Origin of the sequence: Brumicola blandensis (assembly GCF_031846165.1) — a bacterium.
Lineage (GTDB): Bacteria > Pseudomonadota > Gammaproteobacteria > Enterobacterales > Alteromonadaceae > Glaciecola > Glaciecola blandensis.
In genome coordinates, this window is the sequence record NZ_JAVRIE010000002.1 from 537,339 (window position 1) to 558,736 (window position 21,398).

18 protein-coding genes are annotated in these 21,398 nt (G+C 43.1%); 8 read left to right on the forward strand and 10 right to left on the reverse strand.

The features are described 5' to 3' along the window. Positions 1 to 219: 219 nt before the first annotated feature. From RM544_RS07610 to RM544_RS07620, 3 genes are all read left to right on the forward strand, one after another. Positions 220 to 2,184: a BCCT family transporter gene (locus RM544_RS07610; protein WP_311361163.1), complete on the forward strand. Its 1,965-nt coding sequence runs from the start codon at positions 220 to 222 to the stop codon at positions 2,182 to 2,184. Positions 2,185 to 2,204: 20 nt separating this feature from the next. Next, positions 2,205 to 2,678, forward strand: a complete 474-nt coding sequence (locus tag RM544_RS07615; protein ID WP_311361164.1) for a MarR family winged helix-turn-helix transcriptional regulator — start codon at positions 2,205 to 2,207, stop codon at positions 2,676 to 2,678. Between the two features lie 107 nt (positions 2,679 to 2,785). After that, entirely contained in the window at positions 2,786 to 3,379 is a 594-nt protein-coding gene (locus tag RM544_RS07620; protein ID WP_311361165.1) for a DUF4136 domain-containing protein, read from the forward strand. 30 nt (positions 3,380 to 3,409) lie between these two features. Here RM544_RS07620 and RM544_RS07625 read toward each other — a convergent pair whose 3' ends face one another. The 3 genes from RM544_RS07625 to pip are packed head-to-tail and all read right to left on the reverse strand — an operon-like array spanning position 3,410 to position 5,751. After that, the gene (locus RM544_RS07625; RefSeq protein ID WP_311361166.1) at positions 3,410 to 4,312 is read right to left on the reverse strand and encodes a bifunctional GNAT family N-acetyltransferase/hotdog fold thioesterase; all 903 of its coding nucleotides are present in this window, start codon (positions 4,310 to 4,312) and stop codon (positions 3,410 to 3,412) included. A 39-nt stretch (positions 4,313 to 4,351) separates the two neighbouring features. Then, positions 4,352 to 4,789, reverse strand: coding sequence for a D-aminoacyl-tRNA deacylase (gene dtd, locus RM544_RS07630; protein WP_311361167.1), 438 nt, complete (start codon positions 4,787 to 4,789; stop codon positions 4,352 to 4,354). Further along, positions 4,786 to 5,751 carry a prolyl aminopeptidase gene (gene pip / locus RM544_RS07635; RefSeq protein WP_311361168.1) on the reverse strand — a complete coding sequence of 322 codons (966 nt, stop codon included), beginning with the start codon at positions 5,749 to 5,751 and terminating at the stop codon, positions 4,786 to 4,788. The genes dtd and pip overlap by 4 nt, the downstream gene beginning before the upstream one ends. A 217-nt stretch (positions 5,752 to 5,968) precedes the next feature. Here pip and RM544_RS07640 point away from each other — a divergent pair, with 217 nt between their 5' ends. After that, positions 5,969 to 6,622: a DUF2959 domain-containing protein gene (locus RM544_RS07640; RefSeq protein ID WP_311361169.1), complete on the forward strand. Its 654-nt coding sequence runs from the start codon at positions 5,969 to 5,971 to the stop codon at positions 6,620 to 6,622. A 6-nt stretch (positions 6,623 to 6,628) separates the two neighbouring features. Here RM544_RS07640 and metJ read toward each other — a convergent pair whose 3' ends face one another. Continuing rightward, positions 6,629 to 6,949 (reverse strand): met regulon transcriptional regulator MetJ, encoded by a 321-nt coding sequence (gene metJ / locus RM544_RS07645; protein WP_311361170.1) that lies wholly within the window; start codon positions 6,947 to 6,949, stop codon positions 6,629 to 6,631. Positions 6,950 to 7,088: 139 nt separating this feature from the next. Between metJ and metF the strand changes: the two genes are divergently transcribed. Together metF and RM544_RS07655 are read left to right on the forward strand one after the other, a co-directional pair. After that, on the forward strand, positions 7,089 to 7,979 hold the full coding sequence (metF, locus tag RM544_RS07650; RefSeq protein ID WP_311361171.1) for a methylenetetrahydrofolate reductase: 891 nt from the start codon (positions 7,089 to 7,091) through the stop codon (positions 7,977 to 7,979). Between the two features lie 120 nt (positions 7,980 to 8,099). After that, complete coding sequence (locus tag RM544_RS07655; RefSeq protein ID WP_409220077.1) at positions 8,100 to 9,065, forward strand: virulence factor BrkB family protein; 966 nt, start codon at positions 8,100 to 8,102, stop codon at positions 9,063 to 9,065. A gap of 12 nt (positions 9,066 to 9,077) precedes the next feature. Here RM544_RS07655 and RM544_RS07660 read toward each other — a convergent pair whose 3' ends face one another. Continuing rightward, a complete protein-coding gene (locus RM544_RS07660; protein ID WP_311361172.1) occupies positions 9,078 to 10,493 on the reverse strand; it encodes a hypothetical protein in 1,416 nt (471 codons plus the stop codon). A gap of 97 nt (positions 10,494 to 10,590) precedes the next feature. After that, the gene (locus RM544_RS07665) at positions 10,591 to 12,240 is read right to left on the reverse strand and encodes a hypothetical protein (RefSeq protein ID WP_311361173.1); all 1,650 of its coding nucleotides are present in this window, start codon (positions 12,238 to 12,240) and stop codon (positions 10,591 to 10,593) included. A 297-nt stretch (positions 12,241 to 12,537) separates the two neighbouring features. Here RM544_RS07665 and RM544_RS07670 point away from each other — a divergent pair, with 297 nt between their 5' ends. Continuing rightward, positions 12,538 to 12,681 carry a hypothetical protein gene (locus RM544_RS07670; protein ID WP_311361174.1) on the forward strand — a complete coding sequence of 48 codons (144 nt, stop codon included), beginning with the start codon at positions 12,538 to 12,540 and terminating at the stop codon, positions 12,679 to 12,681. A gap of 82 nt (positions 12,682 to 12,763) precedes the next feature. Then, positions 12,764 to 13,453: a crotonase/enoyl-CoA hydratase family protein gene (locus RM544_RS07675; protein ID WP_311361175.1), complete on the forward strand. Its 690-nt coding sequence runs from the start codon at positions 12,764 to 12,766 to the stop codon at positions 13,451 to 13,453. 8 nt (positions 13,454 to 13,461) lie between these two features. On the opposite strand, the gene RM544_RS07680 is transcribed toward RM544_RS07675, so the two are convergent. The 4 genes from RM544_RS07680 to RM544_RS07695 all read right to left on the reverse strand — a co-directional run bounded on the left by RM544_RS07680 (position 13,462) and on the right by RM544_RS07695 (position 21,317). Beyond that, positions 13,462 to 14,979: a tryptophan halogenase family protein gene (locus RM544_RS07680; protein ID WP_311361176.1), complete on the reverse strand. Its 1,518-nt coding sequence runs from the start codon at positions 14,977 to 14,979 to the stop codon at positions 13,462 to 13,464. Between the two features lie 17 nt (positions 14,980 to 14,996). Continuing rightward, complete coding sequence (locus RM544_RS07685) at positions 14,997 to 16,571, reverse strand: tryptophan 7-halogenase (RefSeq protein WP_311361177.1); 1,575 nt, start codon at positions 16,569 to 16,571, stop codon at positions 14,997 to 14,999. Next, positions 16,568 to 18,148 carry a tryptophan halogenase family protein gene (locus RM544_RS07690; protein ID WP_311361178.1) on the reverse strand — a complete coding sequence of 527 codons (1,581 nt, stop codon included), beginning with the start codon at positions 18,146 to 18,148 and terminating at the stop codon, positions 16,568 to 16,570. Before RM544_RS07690 ends, RM544_RS07685 begins: the two co-directional genes overlap by 4 nt. A 118-nt stretch (positions 18,149 to 18,266) precedes the next feature. Then, a complete protein-coding gene (locus RM544_RS07695) occupies positions 18,267 to 21,317 on the reverse strand; it encodes a TonB-dependent receptor (RefSeq protein ID WP_311361179.1) in 3,051 nt (1,016 codons plus the stop codon). Positions 21,318 to 21,398: the final 81 nt, after the last annotated feature.

Sequence of the window (21,398 nt, forward strand, 5' to 3'; positions counted from 1 at the left end):
AATAAGTTCACCTTAATTATTAGTGTGCTATTTATTAGGCATGAATGTATTTCAACCACATCGTACCACATTAAATAGGCAAATTTAACCTTGTATGCTGGCTCGAGGCCTATTCCGGCTTTTTGATAGTGCACTAAGTAACAGCTTTCTGTAGAATAAGAGTGTCTAATTCAACGCAATGTAATATGCTAGGCGTTCATAGAAATAAAGGGGTAATGAGTGAATAAAGATGTACTTAAAGGCAAGTTGAATAGCGCGGTCTTCTATCCCGCGTCGGTATTAGTCATTGGCCTGCTAGCATTTACCTTAGTGCTTCCTGAAATCTCTGCAGGGTTTTTCGCTGCCTTACAAGCAACGATTGTAGAAAACGGCAGTTGGTTCTATGTCTTTGTTGTTGCGATTATTCTCATATTCACGCTTTATCTCGGGCTGTCCCGTTACAGCGATATAAAACTAGGGCCCGACCATGCTACACCCGATTACTCCTATGTCAGTTGGCTATCTATGCTATTCGCTGCGGGTATGGGCATAGGCTTGATGTTTTATGGTGTTGCGGAACCATTAATGCACTACTTGTCGCCACCGACTGTCGAGACAGGCTCTATTGAGGCGGCAAAGGAAGCAATGAAAACCACCTTTTTTCACTGGGGCCTTCATGCTTGGGCTATCTATGCCATCGTTGCGCTTATCCTTGCTTACTTTAGTTTTAGACACGAGCTCCCTTTAACTTTACGTTCAGCACTGTATCCGCTAATCGGTGATAAGATTTACGGCTGGCGAGGCAACGCCGTGGATATCTTCGCGGTTATCGGTACTTTATTTGGTGTCGCTACTTCGCTTGGTTTAGGTGTGTTGCAGATCAGTGCAGGACTCGAATATTTATTTGGCTTCTCAGCTACCTCTAGCATGCAAGTTATGCTCATTTGCGGCATTACCTTTATTGCTATTCTCTCGGTGGGTAGTGGTCTTGATAAAGGCATCAAGCGCCTTTCTGAATTGAACATGATGCTCGCGGTTGGCTTACTCTTTCTCGTATTAATATTAGGTCCAACTGTCTTTCTACTAAAGGCAATGATGCAGAACACCGGTGCTTATTTATCTGACATCGTACGCAATACCTTCAATTTGTTTGCCTACCAAAAAACAGATTGGATTGGTGGCTGGACTATTTTCTATTGGGGGTGGTGGTTAGCTTGGGCGCCGTTCGTTGGCTTGTTCATAGCACGTATTTCTCGTGGACGTACAATCAGAGAGTTTATTCTGGGCGTAATGCTTGTGCCTACCGTGTTTACATTAATCTGGATGACGATATTTGGTAACAGCGCTATCGATATGGTGTTAAACCAAGGCAATGAAATGCTTGGCACTTTAGCGAACGACAATACGCCGGTTGCCTTATTTTTATTCTTAGAACAGTTCCCTTGGTCTAGTGTTTTATCTGTAATCGCGGTCCTTATGATCGTTGTCTTTTTTGTTACGTCCTGTGATTCCGGTGCAATGGTCATCGATATGTTATGTAGTCATGGAAATAACAATACACCACTTTGGCAGCGTGTTTATTGGACTGCTGGGGTAGGTATTATTGCCGCGGTGCTGTTGCTTTCGGATGGAATAAGCGCACTTCAAACGATGACAATTGCCAGTGCTTTACCTTTTGCAGTTGTGCTCCTAATCGCGATGCTAGGCCTAGTGAAAGCACTTCGCATAGAAGCTTACAAGCGCGACAGTTTGCTCATTGCTCCGTCACTGATGCAAAGTAGCGGTAATCAGGAGAGTTGGAAGGAACGATTGAAAAGCATTGTTGACTTTCCGAGCAAGCAACGTGTATCGAAGTTTATTACCGAAGTAGGGCTTCCATCCTTTGAATCAGTGAAGGAGGAATTGAAAGCGTTGGATATTGCCGCTGAAGTCGAACAAACAGAACAAGGCATACGCTTTTATGTGGAACAAGGCGAAGCGCAGGGTTTCAGCTACGAAATTCGTCCTAAGCGTCATCTGCAACCTGAGTTTGCGAATGATGATGAGGGCGACACCGAAATCGACAGCGAATATTATCGCGCAGAAGTGCACTTAGGTGAGGGTGGGCAAGACTATTGCGTGATGGGATGGTCGAAAACAGCACTCATTAACGATGTTGTTGACCAATATCACAAACACTTGTATTTTCTCCACCTAATGCGTTAAGCGCCTGTGAAAGGTTTATTATGAAAAAAGATGAAGAGTTGCTAGTCGCGCTAAGAAAAATCATCAGAGCGATTGATATTCGCTCTCGACAGTTGAGCAAAGAAGTTGGCCTGACTGGCCCTCAACTGCTCATATTACAAAAAGTGGGTAAACAAAAAGGGGTAATGGTCCGCGAAATTGCCGATGACATTAATCTCAGTTCTGCCACAGTGACGAGTGTGTTAGACAGAATGGAAGCCCGTAATTTAGTGGAAAGGATACGCAGTACAGAAGACAAACGTAAAGTCGGTGTATTTTTAACTCAGGAAGGTGAGAAAGCCCTTGAAACCGCACCATTGCCTTTCCAAGAGCACTTTACAAATAGTTTTAATAGCATGGAAGAATGGGAGCAAAGTCAAATGGTTGCTACGCTTCAGCGTATTGCCACGATGATGGGAGCGCAAGATGTCGATGCATCGCCCGTACTCGAAATCGGTAGTATTATCGAAAAATAATTCCTGTGTAATATTTGTACAGTTTAAAAAGCACTGCTATAGTCGATGAGGAAGTAACAGCCCTTACTTCCTTTTTTCAGTTTTAGGGCAACATATTAAGGATTGATATGAACGTGAACACAACGAAAAACTTAATCACTAAAACACTTTTAACACTCGGTACCGTAATGGCTTTGGCGGCTTGTGCTGTCGAGCCCGCGCTTATGGTGAATACGGAATCGAAGCAAGCTGTGCAGAACTATACTACGTTTTCTTGGGTTAAAGATGACCCAATGTTTATCAATGGCGATTTCCAGCCTAGTCCACAAATGAGTGCCAAGGTAATGGAAAGCATCAAAAAAGAGCTTGAGACCAAAGGCTATCGCTTCACCGAAGAGAGAACAAACGCTGATCTTGTCGTCTTGTTCTCTGTAGGCGCAAATGAGAAAACAGAGTTTGAGAAATTTCCTAATTATTTCTCAGAGAATGCGCGTTGGATGAGTAACTATCAAGACGGAGATGTTGGTGAAGTGACGAAAGTCACCGTGTTGCATGCCGGCATTGCGATTGATGTTTTTGATCGAGAAAAGCGTGAAGCTGTGTGGTATGGCTCGGCAAAGAGAAAGTTGAAAGAGCATGATGAGGCAAGTGCTATACTTGACCCTGAGGGTCTTTCAAAGTCAGTTCAAGTCTTGTTAACAGAGTTTCCTAAGGCGAGTTAATCCGCTATCATGGGTGCTGTGTCACGGAGTTTAATCTTGTGGCGGTAGTACCCAATATTTACCGATAAATTCAGCGACCGCTGTGTCACCGTCATGCAATTCAACTTTCAAATCGATTGGGCATTTCTTACCCGCCGTTAATAGGTCAAAGCGAGCCTTTACCGATTCAATATTGCACACTGCTCTTGGCTTCATGGTTATTGGCTTGTGATAATGTATATTACCATCGCCTAAGACAATTTCACCAACCAAACCTTTTTGTTTAAGCTGTAAAAATATCATACCCCAACCTGTAAGTGTGGCTTGAGAAAAGATACTGCCGGCAAACATGGAACCGTGCAGATTGATGTTTTTGTTCAGCGATGCACGCGTTTCAATTGTTCTTTCAGTGTATTGGTATAGCTTAATGCCCATATGTTCAGTGATCGGGATTTGTTCGTGCCAGGTGCTCTGAAGCTCTTGGCACCACTTGGGATGCAGAACCAGCACATTGTTATCAACAAGCAGCTTGAACATGTGCGTGCGTTTAAGTTTGCCGAGTTCGTTTGGCGCTTCTTTTTCGATTTGGAAACCACAGGCCGAGAAAAATGACATGGATGTTTCTCGTGAATTGGTTACAGCTCTTTCGGCACCTAAGTCCCTAGCAACGGATTCTAAGGCAGACAATATGATTTGACCGACGCCTTTGCGACGATATCGTTTATCCACTGCAATATGGCGTATTTGTGCTTCTTCTGAAGTATTTAGATGTATTCTTCCACAAGCAACGATCTCACCTGAAGGGTTTAAGATGACACGGTGCTCACTGACAGTTTCATACTCGTCTTTTTCGGAACCAATAGGATAACCCCATGGCTCTCGCAACCATTGCCATCGAAAGTGGAAATAATCTTCTAATTCTTTTTCGGTTTTTGGTGTGGCGATGGTAAACACTGCTAATCCTCTTTGCGTCCATGTGTGCAACACACTATATTAGCATGATAAATGAAAAGTAACTGGTCCATCGTTTACTAGAGCGACCTGCATGTCTGCGCCAAATCGCCCGGTTTCACATATTTTGTATTGAGCATTAACGTGTTCAATAAACGCTTGGTAGATTAGCTCTCCCTGCTGGGGGCTTGCTCCGCGTGAAAATCCGGGGCGGTTACCTTTTAAGGTATCTGCGACTAGAGTGAATTGAGAAACCACTAATAGCTGGCCATGAACATCAATGAGGCTTCGATTCATTTTACCGTTTTCGTCAGGAAATATACGATAGTTGTGTACTTTACGAGCCATTTTTTGAATTTGCTCGCTTGAATCGCCTTGTTCTACGCCTAAAAATAACAACAGACCAGTGTCAATCGAGCCAACGACTTCACTGCCGACTGTCACTGATGCCTGTGTTACTCGTTGAATCAATCCTTTCAACGGATCGCACCCAACTCAAACATGTTATTCATAATCCGTGTGAGTTCGTTAGCAATGCCGATTTCAGACATACTGTGTCCGGCATTGTTGACAATTTTCAATGTGGACAAAGGTAAGGCTTGTTGAACAGAGTACGCAGCCTCTAATTTGCAGACCATGTCATATCGGCCATGCACGATATGACAAGGTGTTCCTTTCAATGCATCGATATTGTTGAGGATAAAGTTCTCATCAATAAAGCACTTGTTCAAAAGGTAATGACACTCTAGAAGAGCAAGGCTTTTCACTTGGGCATCCGCACTCAGGTCACTGGCCATTACACTGGGGGCCACCAGTCGTGAGATATAACCTTCCCAATCATACCAAGACTTGAGTGCAGGAAAGCTCACGCTTTTATCAGAATGTTTAAATAGTTCAATGAATTGTTCGCACACCGCGCTTGATGAAGATAAGTCTTTTATATGAGATGAAAAGTTTTTATATGCTTCTGGGTAGATTTGCGCTGCACAACCGTTCGGTCTAAGGAACCAATCAAAATCTTCTTCTCGAGCTAAAAATACACCGCGTAATACTAAAGAGAGACAATTTTCCGGATGCATAATGCCGTACATTAAGGCAAGTGTTGAACCCCATGAACCGCCAAATACCACCCACTTCTGAATGCCTAAAGACTCTCTTACAAATTCAACATCGTCGAGTAATAGCTGCGTGGTATTGTGTTGTGTATCGCCAAAGGGAGTTGAACGCCCGCAGCCCCGCTGATCAATGCCGATAATACGATATTTGATAGGATCAAAAGGCCATTGGTAATTGCGACCTAAGCCGGCGCCTGGTCCGCCGTGAAGGTAAACGAGAGGGATACCGTCGGGGTTGCCGCTTTGTTCAACGTATATCTCGTGCCCATGAGAAACAGACATAAAGCCTGTTTGATATGCGCTATTTGTATGGAAGAGTCCGTTCATACTACTCAATACTATTGTTAAACTAATACAAGTGTCGTTTACGCGACAGATACAAGCTATTTACAAATGTAACATTTGATTTGTGGTATTATAACTCATTATTTTGCTTAGCAGATCATTGCTGACGGTATTTTGGGAAAAAGTAAGGATGAACATACCTAAGGCATTGATAAGGTAATAAAATTATATTTTCAGTCTTAATCAGAAAGGAAGAATTATGTTTCGTATACTTACAATGATGTTTGTTTTGGTATTAAGCTTAAGCGCTTGCCAGTCGGTAGTAGACAATGCTTACTATGGCATGTGGGAAAAGCTAGGTGTAGAAAAGCGAGATTTATTAGTAGATAGAGTGGAAGACGCTCAAGATTCACAAAAAGAAGCTCAGGAACAGTTTTCCTCAGCCTTAGAAGAGTTTAGCGCGTTAATTAACTTCGATGGCGGTGAGTTAGAAAGCGTCTACAAAAATTTAAGTGATCAATTGGGTGCAAGCAAAGACAGCGCAGCTGCGGTCACCGCGAGAATTATTAAAGTTGAAGATGTAGCCACTGCTTTGTTTGAAGAGTGGGAAGACGAAATAGATTTAATTAACAGTGCGACCTTGAAGCGTGACAGCAAACGTAAACTCAATGAAACAAAACGAAAATACGATTCATTACTGCGCTCCATGCGCAAGGTAGAAAAAAGTATAGATCCCGTATTGATTGCACTACAAGACAATGTCCTAGCCTTAAAACACAATCTGAATGCAAACGCGATTGGTGCATTGCAAGGCGAGTTTAATAATATTAAGCAAGATGTGACAAGCTTAATTGCTGAAATGAATACAGCAATTAAACAATCTGACGAATTTATTGCAGGTATAAAAGGCTAACTGAGCTTATTCAGCTTCAGCAGCATCGATATCGAGCCCCATTTTTTCCATGATTTCACGGGCAGAAGCAGGAATACGGTGAGGATTGTCCTTTTTTAGATCAGCGTCGTCGGGTAAAGGTTGCCCAGTAAACGCATGCAAGAAAGCTTCGCATAGCAATTCGGAGTTGGTTGCATGACGAAGGTTGTTTACTTGACGGCGCGTGCGCTCATCGGTAAGTACTTGCAGCACGTTGATAGGAATCGATACGGTCACTTTTTTTACCTGTTCGTTCTTCTTTCCGTGTTCTGCGTATGGATGTATATATTTACCGTTCCACTCTGCCATGTGAATCCTTAATGGTTTTACTTATATGAAAATTCTAACTGGAATAGAAAAAATATCAATCTAGAAGTGTAAACTTCTTGACGTCTAGGTGTATAAAACGTAATTTAGACGTCTAAACGTCTATAAGTGAGCAAGTAACATGGTTTCCTACGCACAGGGTATTGATGCACTGAATCAATCTCTATCTGAATTGAGAGATATCGAGGTGTCTTTTGAGTTTTTTCCGCCAAATTCTGCGGCGATGGAAAATACCCTTTGGAAATCTGTTGAGCGATTAGCACCTCTTAAACCCAAATATATGTCGGTAACCTATGGGGCGAATAGCGGTGAACGTGATCGCACTCATTCTGTTGTTAAGCGTATTAACAACGAAACAGGCGTGCCAACAGCACCACACCTTACATGTGTTGATGCCTCACCTAGCGAGTTAAAGCAAATTGCAAAGGACTACTGGGACTCAGGCATCAAGCGCATCGTTGCCTTGCGCGGAGACTTACCTCAAGGTGTGGATAAAACTGATATGTACGCTTCAGACTTAGTCGCGCTTTTAAAGGACGTGGCAGATTTTGATATTTCGGTCGCGGCTTATCCAGAAAAGCATCCAGAAGCACCTAATGCTCAATTTGATCTATTGAATCTAAAACGCAAAGCTGAAGCGGGTGCGAATGAAGCAATCACCCAATTCTTTTTCGACACCAGTGTGTTCTTGCGTTTTCGGGACCGCGCCGCGGCTGCTGGTATCGACTTGGATATCGTACCCGGTATTCTGCCCGTGACTAACTATCAAACTCTTCAGCGCTTTGCTGGCTTTACAAATGTGCATGTACCAAATTGGTTGCATAAAATGTATGAAGGTTTAGATGATGACGATCAAGCAACTCGTAACCTACTTGGTGCCAACATAGCCATGGATATGGTCAAGGTGTTAGCTAAAGAAGGGGTGAAGCACTTTCACTTTTATACTCTGAATCGCAGTGAACTCAGTTACGCAATATGTCATATGCTAGGATTGCGTAGCCATTCGAAATAGGCAGTGTTATTTCCTGATTAGGCTTGAGTGGGGCCTTAGCCCTTGAAGTTTACGGTACACCTGTAGTTTAAGTTTGCGATGGAACACTGTAAACTGCAGGTCTAACGTCCATTGTCATCATTGAGTTGCGCTACCTTGAATCTACCTGACTACGTAAATAAAAAAGTAAGTTACTATCAACCTTTGCTAATTAATATTGGCAAAGCGTTTGTTGACCATATCCGTAGTGAGCGTATCACCGTTTCAGCAGGGCATTTAGCCTACGTTTCTTTGCTTTCATTAGTGCCTGTCATTATGGTCTTCTTTATGATCATGTCAGCTTTCCCTGCATTTGAAGATGTGCGTGAACAACTAGAGAACTTCATTTTTAATAACTTTGTGCCCACTGCCGGTGATGTGGTGCAAGATTACATGGGTGATTTTGTGTCTAACGCCTCTAGCATGGGTGCTGTGAGTATTATTTCACTTTTGGTGGTGGCGCTTTTACTCATTTCGAATATTGATAAAACCTTTAATCACATCTGGCGCACGCAAGTCCAACGCCCGCTAATTTATACCTTCGCAATATATTGGATGGTTATTACCTTAGGCCCATTGTTAATTGGCTCGAGTATTGTTGTAAGCTCATATCTAGCTGGGTTGGCGGCGTTTGCGGAAGAATATACCCCAGGTTTAGGTACCTTTTTCCTAAAATTAGTACCAAGCTTCGCTGCAATCGGTGCATTCTTGATTTTGTACATGATTGTGCCTAATCGTCCAGTACGCGCAAAATATGCATTATGTGGTGCAATTCTGGCAACTGTGTTGTTTGAGCTTTCGAAGAAAGGCTTTGCCGCTTACGTAACTAGTTTCCCATCCTATCAAGTGATTTATGGTGCGCTTGCGGTTGTGCCAATATTGTTTGTTTGGGTCTATCTGAGCTGGATTGTGGTACTGCTGGGCGCCGTATTTACTTACAGCATCACTGTGACTTGTGATGCAAGAGATGAAGCTGAAGAAGAAGCGCAAAATGAGAGAAAAGCCCTCGAAAAACCGAAAGAGGCAAAGGTATCAAAGGCAAGTGACGAAGATAAGCCAAAGGACTAAGTGCTCAACGCCTTAGTCCTTGTTTGGATTCTTATTACTCAAGCCACTATCCCGCAAACTACTCGTCAGTAAATCTATAAACTCAGGCACATCGAAATATGAGGTGTGTATCAGTTCCTGCCAGTTTAGGCTTTCGCTCAGTTCGCTGCGAATATCGGGGCTTCCTCCCGCTTGTTCCGACATGCCCAACACGACTCTGACCTTATGTAAGGTCTTAATGGCATTCTTTTCGCTATGCTTGCGCAGGGGGGCGGCGATGTTTTCGCTTAAAAAGTCACATTGATGTTTGAATAAAGGGGGGTGTGAACCTACCGCATACACGTCTTCTTTCAATAGATCATCTCCCCATGCTCGCTGTTTAATTGACGTCCAAACGATATTGTTCAGCAAAGATGACAAAGGTCGCCCAACAATGCCTGCAAGAAAGCTGAGTATTTTGGTGAATATCCAAATAATCGGAATGCAGAAAGCCAGAATCATGACCAACATCATCCAAGTGAAAAAGCCAACACCAAAGCCTTCCTCTTCCATGTCTTCCAAGAAAAAGTGGGCAATTCCGAGTATTTCTTTACTATCATGAAACGCAATATCTATGGCGAAGTAGAGACCCACAAAAATCACCGCGACAAACTGTAAGCTGGACACAATGGGGGCTAGAAAGTTATTCGGTACGATTGGTGCATTGATTTGTCGGATGTTACTCAGTGCGCTGATTGCCTCGTCTTCTTTGTGCCAGAGGCCGCACCATCTTTCACCGTATTGCTCCTCGGTTTGCCTCTTTTGCTTCAGTGTGAACCAACTTTTTTTACGATGCTCATACAGCCATAAAGCCCCATAATTGATCAGGCCATACAACATCATTGCATACCCCATATCAAGTACTGTCTCATCAAGTTGGTCACCGAAGAAGCCGATTGCAGCAATCCATAAACCGAGTATGAATAAGACAATGCCAGTGGTACAAATAGTTAAACCCAAACTGCGTAAACGCTGAAATAGAAAGGTATTGGGGCGGTAATCTAGGAAAGGAGTACCAACAGTACACCAAAGCTTAAGCCTCTCGAAAGGAGTATTATCAGCGACTGATTTTAAGAGTGCATTGTATATGACGGAGCCACCGTGGCTATGCCCAACTAAATAGTAGTCTTGTTGTGCAGCGTCGTAACTAAGCAATAGCTTCGCCAACGAGCATCCTGCTGCACGCCGCTTTTCTTCGCTATTCGGACCGTCTTCCCATTGAAAAGGGACAATGTCGACTTGATCTGGTTCGAGCTCTAGACCTTGTTGTAGTTTACCCATGAAAACGCTGCCTAACTGCCACCATTTATCGCCAGAGCTGGTAACATCACCAGCTCCCGTGCCATGCACGGTGACTAGTTTTATGGAGGGATTGCTCGTTGTTTGATTGATTTCAGTATTAGTAGACACAGGATGTTCCTATTATTGTTATTTTCAATACTGCTTATTTTTTATTCAAGCTAACAGCTTTTGGTAAGAAGGTCACTGAATTTAAATTTGAGCCTGACTACAAGGCCTCTAGGTGATTCCAACGTGTACAAGATGCTAACGCACGAGCAATTTCGTCAGTTCCTTCATTTAATTCATGTTTAATTTCATTGTTAATGCGCCTATCAATAAAATGCAGTGTAAATGCCAAAGATAAAAGTCCAGTGAGTTCATATTCGAACACTTCATCTTTGGTAAAGTAATCTGCAGTTTTGTCTTCTTTACTGCTGTTGAAGCTGACAGGTTCCGATAAACGATTGTGATCAATAAAGCTCAGTTCTATTTTGTGGGCGCCGCTGAGTTCCAACAAACGCGTACCCAATTGAGTGACGAAGACCTGCAGTTTTTGCGTTTCAGCAAGTACCAAAATATCTTTGGAAAGAAAGCGCTTAAGCATGTGCAGATCTTTGTTAAAAAAGGCATCGCAGGACTTGGAGATATATTGATAGGCTGGAATCGCGAATAATGAACTTATCGCAGCGGCAACAAATGCTGAAAAGGTTTTATTACTCAAACCAAGGGTCTGATTCAGTAACACCTGCATGCCTTGGTCTAAACCCGCCCAAGCTGAAAATGCGAGGATCGAAAGCAAGCTCAAGGTAGCAGACTTGGAAATCAAGGAATTGACCTGCCAAAGGCCGTAACGCATTAAAGCAAAGAAAATACCCAAACCAATACTCAGCACGATAATATAACGACCGGCCAATACCCCGTATTTTCCTCCCCAAGTCATCAGAGGGAAGTAGAGTAATAATCCAATACTAAGGCAATACACCATTGTAAGTACTTGCTTACGTTCTTTTGTGTTGAGTACTTTTCGAAACTTAAATATAAAGTGCAGTACAAGCACAAACAGCGATAGCGAGATACTCGCTAGATAAACAGTAAAAGCCTTCGGATACCAGTCAACATTGATTAATTGAAAACTGACCAACATAAGTAACGCGCAGAACATGACGCCATAAAATTGAGGCTTACGCCAAACATCTTGATGATCCGCTTGAGGAAAACAATAAAGTCCAATAGGGCCTATGAGTAAAGCAATACTGATGCGTAATGTTTCAAATAGACCTGCATCAATGGCATTGGAACCAATATAAAAAAACTTACTTTCACCAGCAGCAAGTAATAGCGTTAGGCTAATAAGATAGCCCGATAGGAAGTGGCGTGCTTTATTGAATAAGAGTAAGGAAAGCGCTAAACATACGCCAAGTAGAAAAGTATCGAGTAAAATATAAGGCACATTATGCTGCATACCTTTTTTATCGTTCTGTTTGACCGTCTTGTCGTTTGATTCACCTTGTTTTATTGCAGGTAACTTCGCGACAGTATACGTTTTAAGCTGATCATATCGCTCTAGCGATAAGCTTAAGGTTTGTGCACTTTCTACTTTAGAACCACCTTGTTCTGAATTTTTTGTTTCTGCTATTTTGGCGCAGGAAAATAGCGCTTTAACGCTATTAAATTGAGAAACATCGCAAGCATTTATCTTAAACAAGCGGCTATGGTCGAAACCCTGCTGGTACAAACTCGAGCCTTCATGAGAAAACAATGCATAACGATTAATGAAGGGATATTTGAAAATAGAGGCACCGTACTGTTGGATGCCTGCATTTTCTTTTTTATTTAAGCTGGCAGTACCAATTGCGCCTATGAATATAAACAACACTATAATTGCCAAGGATACATAGTAAAAAGTGTTCGCAAATAGTCTTATTGATTTCCCTATTGGGGGCTTGCTTCCTATGTCGGTCATTCCGGGTTTGCAGCCTCAATGTAAAATAGTTGTTTGTATTGTCTGTACAAATATAGTACAAGTGAGAACGCTTAGCGAGAAGTATACATTGCAGACTTATCACCACAGTGTGGCTTTAACTATGGGGAATTGCACTTAGATCAGAGTAGTCGCGTTAGCGCATTTACCTGTTTATTGCACAAACAAAACTTAATTATTTGGAGAATTCTCATGTCAAAAGAAGACCACGTAAACGACAGAAGCCGAGGCGAAGCGCCGGCTGAAGAGCAATCAGAAAACACTGAAACACCAGCAACGCCAAACCAAGTGCCAGCCAGTCCTGCATCTGGGGGAACGACACCAGCAGGTGGATAGACTGCGCACTTCTAAAAAAGACTCGCTTTTTAGTGACTAAAGGTTTTCAATATACCTAAGAAAATTGTCTTAGGAGAAAGCCGTGAGTGAAGTTGTAAATTGCAGCATTGAGAATAATGTCGCTACCATTCGTATTCAAAATGGCAAAGTGAACGCCATATCTCATCAAGTGATTGATGAGCTAAATGCTGCGCTAGACCAAGCTGAAGCTGCGAAAGCGGTCGTTGTATTAACTGGACAAGCTGGCATGTTGTCTGGTGGTTACGATCTTAAAGTCATGAAAGAAAGTATGGCCAAAGCAATGGCTTTGGTTGAGAAGGGGTCTACCTTATCTCGACGCCTTCTGTCCTTTCCTTTTCCAGTTGTTGCAGCCTGTCCAGGACATGCAGTAGCAAAAGGCGCATTTCTGCTCTTATCAGTTGACTATAGAATTGGCGTACAAGGCGATTTTAAAATTGGTTTGAACGAAGTGGCAATCGGCATGAGTATGCACCATGCAGGTATTGAAATCGCAAGAGGTCGTTTAGCGCCTGTTTATTTTAATCGAAGCGTTAATTTGGCTGAAATGGTTGGGCCGGAAGATGCCGTTACGGCAGGCTTCTTAGATAAAGTTGTGCCAGCTAGTGAGTTTGAAGCTACGGTAAATTTTGTTGCGCAGTCATTAACAAAACTAAATATGAAAGCCCACGTAAATACTAAGTTAAAAGCGCGTGCAGACCTATTGAGCGTGCTCGATGAGTCTATCGAAAAAGACAAGCACGCCAGTTTATAGTAAGTAAATTAGTCGGGTGTTGCCGCACAGAATTTAGCGATAAATTCATCTTGTGTCGGTAAGGTATCAACCGATTTATCTATCACCGATTGTATGTGCTGCAGGCGCCGAGATACTTCTTCCTCTGGCAGGTTATCTACAATCGGGTGATAGCCTTCTGGCCTCAACCCCTGTCCATGCATCACCGCCAACCATGATGTTTCATCGAATAGTTCTGTTTCGTAGCGGAAAATGCGCCCATTTGATTCATATAGGGCCATTTTGTCTTCCAGATTTTTCGGCACTGGCATGTTTTTACAATACTCCCAAAACGGCGTATCTTCGCGCTCGGTGAGTTTGTAGTGCAAGATAATAAAGTCGCGTATTTGTTCCATTTCCAATTTTGACTGTTCATTAAAGTGGTCAATATCAATTTGGTTAAAGCCTCTGTGCGGGAAAAAGCCCATAAGACGCGAAATTGCTGTTTGTATTAAATGCAAGCCTGTGGATTCTAATGGCTCAATAAAGCCGGCGGATAAGCCAATGGCGACAACATTTTTATTCCACATTTTGTTACGACGACCTGTTTGCCAACGCAGAAAGTTGGGTTCAGTAATGGGCTCGCTTTCCATTTGCCCGCGCAGTGTTTCTAGTGCTTCTTCATCGCTAACATATTGACTGGGGTAAACGTAACCGTTGCCAATTCTATGTTGTAATGGGATCCGCCATGTCCAACCGGCATCTTGCGCGGTCGACTTAGTGTAGGGTTTGACTTCGTCCTTTGGCATGCATTGCATAGCAACTGCGCGATCACACGGAAGCCATTCACTCCAATCTTCGAAGCCAGTCTTTAGGGTTTGTTCAATTAACAAGCCTTTAAAGCCAGAGCAATCAATGAATAAATCCCCCTCAATGCGTTGACCATCTTCAAGCAACAAGGAGTCTATAAAACCATTACTACTGCGCGTAAACACATCCTTTACTTTGCCTTCAATGCGTGTCACTCCGCGTTCTTCAGAGAAGCTTCGCAGATACTTAGCGTATAAGGTAGCGTCAAAATGAAAGGCATAGGCAATATTGGAAAGTGGACTGTTTTTAATCGCTTGAGAGCGATTAAATTTACCTTTGTAAGCTGCATTGCAAAGCAATGAATAGGCCGACAAGTCTGGGGCCTTGTCTTGTAAATACATTTTTAGCCAATAGTGATGGAATTGGATGGCATCCATGTTGGTACCATATGTACCAAAGGGGTGCATGTAGGAATGGCCTTTCTTTTTCCAATTAGCGAATTCGATACCTAACTTGAATGTACCTTTAGTAAATTTTACAAACTTATTTTCGTCTATGCCAAGCAAGGTATTAAATAGGGATATTTGCGGAATGGTGGCTTCACCCACAGAAACCGTTCCGACAGATTCGGATTCAATTAAGGTGATATTACATTTATCGCTGTTAAAGACTTTTGATAGCGCTGCGGCTGTCATCCAGCCTGCCGAACCTCCGCCTAGAATAACGACATTTTGAATGTTGTTTTGTGATGAATTCATTTTTATTATTATCCTAATTAACTTGCTTTAGCGACGCTGCTGAGAAATTGACTGAGACTCGGGGCCTGCTTCGACGCTGCTTTAATTTGTTGCACCATATTGCTGATGATATTCGGGACATTCGGAATATTATTCGTAACCGGGTCGTAGTTTTTAGGCCAATATGACATTGCTAATGCTAAGTTTCGCCAAGCATGTGGAGCAATGCAGTCTTGCTCAGTTAGGTAGTCTGTACCGGTATGTTCAAATAGATTGATTCTTGCCAATAAGCTTGGAGAGTAGCATTTTGAATATTCGCCATCGCCTTTCGAGGTATTCTCAGCATGGGGGAGTAACAACAAGCTTTCAAAATCACCTAAATTTCGCTGATATTTCAGGGCGAGTTGGTTAAACGTAGCGCTCAAAATTGGATAGGTTTCGCTAGCTTCCTCAAATTTTGCCGGATAAAACTGCAACCATAAGTCAATGATGTCACTAATTGCTGTGCGGCGCATCGGTAAATAATTGAGGGTAGCTGTCACGCTCGCTAAATCAATGGTGTTGGTGCTCCAAAGTCTCTCGCATTGCATATTTTGGGTTTTAGTCGTGCTTTGCCACCTCATACTCTCTGTGTTGAGTGAGTAAGTGTTGGCTAAATATGTATTAATTTCGGCCAGGCTAGCGTCTTTTATCTTTTGCTCTGTGCCGCGTAAGGTAAGCTCAATCGTGAGTTGCTTATTAACTTGTATTAATTGAGCTAGGCCATTGTTAAGCTTAATAATATCATGCTGACATCCGTCGCTTTCCTGACCTTTGATTTTGCATTCAATCTCACCCGTCCAAGTCAGTTGACTAAGCTTATCCTTTGTCGAGTCGGCCATGTTAAAGCGAGTGTCGAATACGAAATCCACGGGAAAGTGCTCGGCTGAGCCATCGCTACCAAGCGCTATAAAGTTAACTTTGCCGAGCGCTTGTTCGCTATATGTGGGGGTGACTTCGCTTTGTTTTATTAGTTTCAGATCCGTTGATTGGTGCGTGCTAATTCCCAGTTTATCGCAGAGGTAAGTCAACTGCTCTTGAAGCTTCTTAGCATTGACTACAATACCGTACTCAACACTGGAGGCAATGCTGCGTTTGTCATGACTAGGTGGCATAAAACGATTTTGGGCATACAATTGACCAACTAATGAATAACTCACTAGGCTCTCATCAATAGTCTGTTCTTTTTGTTGGCTTTGGACTAGTAAATGATGAAACTCAACACCAGATATGCTGACGCCTAAGGGGGCCCGGCTATTGAATTTTTGCGTCAAATTAACTTTGTCTGCTTGAACTGTCTTGTGCATCTCGCCAAAGTGAATATTACCGTCACAATGCTTTACTAGCGCGTCTTCTGATAGCCCAAGTGTCTTGAAAATGCGAATGAGATCTTGTTCAACTAGGTACCAATAATGTTGGTTTTTGTACTCTGATTTTGACTCTGGAGCTTGCTCAATATAAACGCTCAAAGCACAGTCCAAACTCGCGAGCTTATCTTGCAAAGTGAGGGCGGTGATCAGTCCGTTGAGAGCGGTATGAGTGTCGGTGACGATGGCGATATTTTGTAAACTCATACAGCTCGCCTATTGCCATAGAGGTTATTACCTTGAGTTTCGACTCTAGTTGACGTTTGCTGCAGTAGTTGTTGTATTGCATTTTCGTGGCTTTGCATTGAGTCGCTGTAGTCACTCACTTCGTTTCGAATGGTTTCGAGTAATTGGCTCACCGTGTTCTCGGGCACATTATCTACTCTTGGGTCGTAGCGTTTCGGAAAATACTTTTGACCCAAATAAACAGCTACCCAACTTGGCTCTAAGAAAAGGCCGTGCTGATAGGTTTCGATTACCCCAGTTTCTTTAAATAAAGCCATTTTTTGTTCCAGACTGTGCGGTATCGACATGTGTTTGCAGTACCGCCAAAATTCAGTGTCCTCGCGATGGGTAGCATGATAATGAAGAATCAGAAAGTCTCTAATACGATTCATTTCATTGTCGAATGTGCGATTGAACTCATCTCGGTTCGCTGCCATTTGAGAAGACCTTGGCATGAGTTCGAGCAACTTCATTATGTTAGCTTGAATCAAGAATATGCTTGTGGATTCTAATGGCTCTAAGAATCCACTCGATAGGCCAATCGACACGCAGTTGTGTGACCACGCTTTTTTGCGTTTGCCAGTAACGAAACGTAAATGATTTGGCTCTGTGATTGGTTTGCCGCTTAAATTCTGTAGCAAAGTATCGAGGGCTTGATCTTGGTTTACAAAACTATCGCAGTATACGTGACCGTTACCTAAACGATGTTGTAAGGGAATACACCATTGCCAACCTGCGTCTCTGGCAATGGCTTTCGTATAAGGTAAAGGTGCGGAGTTTTGCTCACAAGCAACGGCGACGGCTCGATTGCAGGGAAGCCAGTGCGACCAGTCCTCGTATCCTGCATGCAAAACTTGCTCAATTAAACGGCCTCTAAAGCCTGAGCAGTCAATGAACAATTCGCCTTCAATACGTTGTCCGTTCTCACAGATTAGGCTGGTGATACTGCCGTCGCTAGCGCGTTGAACGACATCGATGATTTTTCCTTCTATACGCTTAGCGCCCAGATTTTCGGAGAACTTTCGTAAAAACCGAGCGTAGCGGCCAGCGTCAATATGGTAAGCATAAGAAAATGTAGAACTGACATGATTAAAGTCTTGGCTGGGGAACTGAAACTTTTCAGCCAAGCTGGCAACAACGGGCAGAGAATAGTCGTCGATACTATGTGCTCGGCCTGACAAGTATTCTTTTAACCAAAAGTGATGAAAACCGATGTTCTGAATTTTGTGTCCATAGTCTCCAAAAGGGTGAATATAAGCTTGACCTTGTTGGCCCCAGTTAGCGAACTCTATACCCACTTTATAGGTAGCACCAGTTTCGCGCATAAACTCTTGCTCGTTGATACCCAAACGCTGATTGAAGAAACGTAAGTGCGGTAATGTCGCTTCACCCACGCCCACAGTGCCTATTTGTTCAGATTCAATAAGCGTAACGGTATAGTGAGGTATTAGTAGTTTTGATAAAGCTGCAGCTGTCATCCATCCGGCAGTGCCTCCGCCTAGGATGACGATGTTTTTAATTGGATGTGTTGCAGTATTGGACAAAGGAATAACACTCAAAAATAAGATCTGATGTTTTTATAACAGACTACGACTATTTAAAAAAGTAATTGCCGGCACATTAAGGTGCCGGCAAATTACAATGATAGAAATTACTATTCTATCTGGGACACAAATTTTAGAAGTTACCTCTCACAATGAAGCTGTAACGGCTATCGTTAACGAACACCCCTCTAGTACGACGGTCACCCTCAGGTGTTACCTGCATCTGAGTCACGCTTTCTGTATCGGTGATATTAGTCGCTTGGAAGCCCACTTGAATGTTATCGGTTGCTTGATAGAAAATAGATGCATCAAGGTAACCCGCGCCTTCACTAAAAATAGGTAAGGCAGTAATAACGTCCCTCGTGGTTAACAAGTACTCAGAACGCCAGTTATACGCCAAACGAGCGTTAATTTTATCTTTCTCGTATAAGGCTGTGATGTTCATCGTGTGCTTGGATAAGCCCTCTAAAGGCAAGTTTTCAAACGCTTGTACGTTTTGAGCTGCATCTCCCGGTGCATCTGGCGATAAGTTCGCGTTCGGCGAGCCCTCTTCATCAACGTAGGTGTAGTTGAACTGTGCACCTAAACCATCAAAGCCTTCTGGTAGGAAATCAAAAAACTGCTGGTACGCAACTTCAAATCCTTGAATTTTCCCTTCGTCACCATTATATGCGCCAGAAACAAGGACTGTTTGTGTGGAGCCATTGTTAGTAAACTCTCTAGGGCGCGCATCATTAATGAAGTAGTTCTTAAGGTCTTTGTAGAATAGTGAGGTTGTTAGTGAACCCGCTTCAGCAAAGTACCACTCGAAGGTAACATCAAAGTTATACGACTCCATTGGCTTCAAGTTCGGATTACCAGAGTTCGCAATATAACGACCAATTGTTGATAGCACTGGAATCGGCTCACCGCCATTCGGATCTGGCTCTGTTACGGTCGTGCGATCCACGCCCTGAATGTTGACATAGTTTCTCAGCAAGCCTAGCTGCGGCAAGGCAATCGCTTCTGAAATGCCGACACGCACCAACATGTCTTCGTTTAAATTCAGCTTAATATTAAAACTAGGTAAGACATTAGTGTAGTCGTCACTTACGGTACTAGGAACACTCGTATCATTACCAAAAGCGGCTTGATCTGCAGGAAGGAAATTATCTAAATCTTCTGGACCATCTATTAGGTTGTCTGGATAGATAACCGAACCAAAAGTATCATTTTCTAGTTTTACATAACGTAAACCAAAGTTACCTTGGTAATCCATATCGCCTAATTCGCCATCAAAATTTGCTTTTGCGTAAAGTGCAGTCGATGTTTCGCTGGTTTCGTTTATTTCGCCAGGCGTGAAATCTGTACCCGGGATAACATTACCTCGTGCACTTAATGGAGCCCACCCGCCGGGTAGCGCTTGCGCCGCTAAAATATTGAATGGACTGTCAGGATTGACTGCATCTCTGTAGTTCTTCGCTAACTCGATACCAGGGAACAAAATCGTATTGCCGCCTTCTATATCTAGCACGCCGCCTTTACCAAAGTTATCAAAACTCACTAAGTCAGTGGGCAAGCTTTGGGTTGCAGGATCATCAAACCAAGTAATACCGCCACCAGCCCATGGTGTAGAAAGGTTACCCCAATTATATGTAGACTCACGCGTAGTTTGGTCACGATCTGAATAACGTACGCCGGTCGTAATGGCAGTAATGAAGCCACTATCTAAGGTGTATTTAGCATCAAAGCGGTATGCTGTCGATTGACCTTCATTATCTGAAACATGGTCCATCGCCGAGCGCCAAAACGTTCTATTTGGGTTTGTGAAGTGGTCCCCATCTGGACCTGGATTATCTGCAGTGTAGGCAGGATTAAATAAGCCAATTCTAGGTGTGCTGCCTTGTGTTAGGTCAAGAGAAACCGCGGCTCGTGTACCACCTTGAACTTGAAAATCTTGAATTTGCGTATCGGCATCAACGCGTTGAACATCAAAATTGAAGGCCCAAGTATCATTTGGCGTATACTTGACGTTAAAGCTGATATCTTGAACTGAACTATCGTCTTCACGTGCCCTTGAAACCATAGAGTGTAAGTTACCGAAAACTCCTCCTGGTGCTCTATCAGCGTATTCGTCTGGACCACGCCAACCCGCTGTTGAGCTAATGACGCCATTCTGGAAGTAACCTTGGTCATCAAATTCATACTGTGTGCCTTCTGCAGGCACCAAATCACCGATACGGTCATCATCGCCGAATTCAACCGCGTTTTCAGTCCATGCTAGGTTTGCGTCAGAGCGAATAAACTCTGCGGTGACTTCTAATGTTCTTTCTGTGTTTTCATATTGAAGCACTGCAGCAAAACCTTGGCGCTCTCTGTCATCTTGCTTACGAGCAAAACGACCAGACCTAGGTACGAATACAGTTTGCCCATCGACTTGCGCATTTTGCTCCGTGAATTGACCAACTTGTGTGGCATCTGATTGTGCTTTTAACTCAGACGTTGAAGCATTCAACAACAAACCAAAACGTCCCGCGTCGGATTCAAATACGTCGCTATATAAGAAAGAGAAGGACGGTGTTGTTTCTTCTATAAAGTCTGCATAGGTAGCATCTGCTGAAAACGCAATGATTCTCTCGCCAGAATCGAATGGCTTTTTCGTGTTTAAATTAACGGTACCTGCGATACCGCCTTCAACCATATCTGCCGTTTGGTTCTTGAATACTTCTACTGAACCAATAAGTTCTGGTGGTACATCTTCAAAACTTAAGGACCGACCAGAGTTTGCCGTAAACGTGTCACGACCGTTAAATTCGCTGCGCACTTGTGTCAAACCACGAACAACTAGGCCACTGCCTTCTGTACCAAAGTGGTCTGGGTCATTTGGCGCGGCGAAGCGACCAATGGATACACCCGGTACACGAGATATCGCTTCCAAGACACTGCGGTCAGGAAGTACACCGATATCAGAAGCAGACAAGGCATCGAGTAAAGTCTCACCTTCACGACGCATATCCTGTGCTTTTATTAAGTTTCCACGCACGCCACGTACATCGATAACTTCTACTACATCGTCTTCGTCTTCGGTCGCTTTCTCTTGAGCATATACCGGAGCAGACGTTACGCCTATAACGGCGGAGGCGAGTAGGGAGTATTTAAATAATGTATTTAAACCCTTGTTGTGTTTCTTATTGCTCTTTGACATCAGTCTAATCCTAGTCTTTTGGTCGCGTTTTGATGGTCATCTTCTACCATCACGACTTATTATCGGTTTTCACTTCAAACC

Excerpts from the sequence above, each read along its gene's own strand:
- RM544_RS07615 (WP_311361164.1), top strand. The coding sequence starts at position 2,205 with ATGAAAAAAGATGAAGAGTTGCTAGTCGCGCTAAGAAAAATCATCAGA.
- RM544_RS07620 (WP_311361165.1), top strand. The coding sequence starts at position 2,786 with ATGAACGTGAACACAACGAAAAACTTAATCACTAAAACACTTTTAACA.
- pip (WP_311361168.1), bottom strand. The coding sequence starts at position 5,751 with ATGAACGGACTCTTCCATACAAATAGCGCATATCAAACAGGCTTTATG.
- RM544_RS07640 (WP_311361169.1), top strand. The coding sequence starts at position 5,969 with ATGTTTCGTATACTTACAATGATGTTTGTTTTGGTATTAAGCTTAAGC.
- metJ (WP_311361170.1), bottom strand. The coding sequence starts at position 6,949 with ATGGCAGAGTGGAACGGTAAATATATACATCCATACGCAGAACACGGA.
- metF (WP_311361171.1), top strand. The coding sequence starts at position 7,089 with ATGGTTTCCTACGCACAGGGTATTGATGCACTGAATCAATCTCTATCT.
- RM544_RS07670 (WP_311361174.1), top strand. The coding sequence starts at position 12,538 with ATGTCAAAAGAAGACCACGTAAACGACAGAAGCCGAGGCGAAGCGCCG.
- RM544_RS07680 (WP_311361176.1), bottom strand. The coding sequence starts at position 14,979 with ATGAATTCATCACAAAACAACATTCAAAATGTCGTTATTCTAGGCGGA.
- RM544_RS07685 (WP_311361177.1), bottom strand. The coding sequence starts at position 16,571 with ATGAGTTTACAAAATATCGCCATCGTCACCGACACTCATACCGCTCTC.
- RM544_RS07695 (WP_311361179.1), bottom strand. The coding sequence starts at position 21,317 with ATGTCAAAGAGCAATAAGAAACACAACAAGGGTTTAAATACATTATTT.